Raw genomic sequence first — 1,089 nt, 5'->3', positions numbered from 1 at the left:
TGTTATAATTTCAATGGGCTGGCGTCGAATACTTGGTTCCGATTTCTTCAAATTACTTGAGAATCGCCTAGTGATTAATGTTCACCCTGCAATTCTGCCGCAATACAAAGGCTACCATACGGAGCCTTATGTGATTATCAACGAAGAACATGAGCATGGTATTACCGCCCATTATCTGACCCCCGAACTTGATGATGGGAAAATAATTCATCAACTTCGTTTCCCCATTTCAAGGTTCAGCACAACTGCATCAATCAAGATGCAGGCCCATGAACTTATGCCGCAGTTCCTCAACGAATTGATGTCACTGATCCACAGAGACCTGCTCACCGGAACAGAGCAAGACCCATCACTCACAAAAATCGTAGCACCTAAGAGAAGCCCGGAGGATTCAGAAATCGACCCAACCCAGCCACTGATTGCTCTCTATAACAGCATTCGCGCCTGCGATAGCAAACGTTATCCTGCTTTTTTTTACTTGGATGGGCAGAAAGTGTTCATCTCGCTCGCTCGCGCCGCCAACACGGAACGGGAGCACCCTCTTGAACTCTAATGGCAGCGCAAGATTCCATTTCGAACAGCGCGCAGCTACAGTACTGTTCAAGATTATCACCTCACCCATCCTGAGCGGTCCGTTTCTTCTGCCAGCCAATATATGCCCGATTGTTCCATTGGTATTTCTAAAGGCTGGACGCTCTTTCGAATTTATCGATATTTGCCCCAGAACACTTTGCCTGGATCATGAGGCGGTGATGGCTCGTTGGAGACGACCTGGCACTCCTCCTGCCGGGATCGTTTATGCCAGGTCCTACGGTGCCGTCTTCAAAACCGACCAGATATTTTCCGAAATAAAATCTCTTTCACCTCAGGCCCTGATCATTGATGACCGCTGCCTGTGCCCGCCCGATTTCAATAATATTATCTGTGATCATACCGATGCAGTTCTTTATAGTACTGGCTATGCAAAATATGTCGATATCGGATTCGGGGGCTTTGGTCTGCTCCGATATAAAACCCCTTATAAAGACACTCAGCATTCCTTCAATCCACAAGCTTTGAAAGAACTGACCAAAAAATATAAGAGCTGCC

Annotated in this window: 2 protein-coding genes; both read left to right on the top strand. The window is 46.8% G+C overall.

What is annotated here, in order from left to right; all coding sequences use genetic code 11:
- Positions 1-553, top strand: a 553-nt coding sequence (locus K675_RS31935; protein ID WP_017906543.1) for a formyltransferase family protein, incomplete at its 5' end; no start/stop codon positions are given.
- A partial coding sequence (locus K675_RS33235) for a hypothetical protein (RefSeq protein WP_198291692.1) occupies positions 543-1,089 on the top strand: 547 nt, incomplete at its 3' end. The genes K675_RS31935 and K675_RS33235, both read left to right, overlap by 11 nt.

Source organism: Pseudomonas fuscovaginae SE-1, from assembly GCF_000364705.1.
GTDB lineage: Bacteria > Pseudomonadota > Gammaproteobacteria > Pseudomonadales > Pseudomonadaceae > Aquipseudomonas > Aquipseudomonas fuscovaginae_A.
This window is presented reverse-complemented; position numbering and strand designations above follow the sequence as displayed.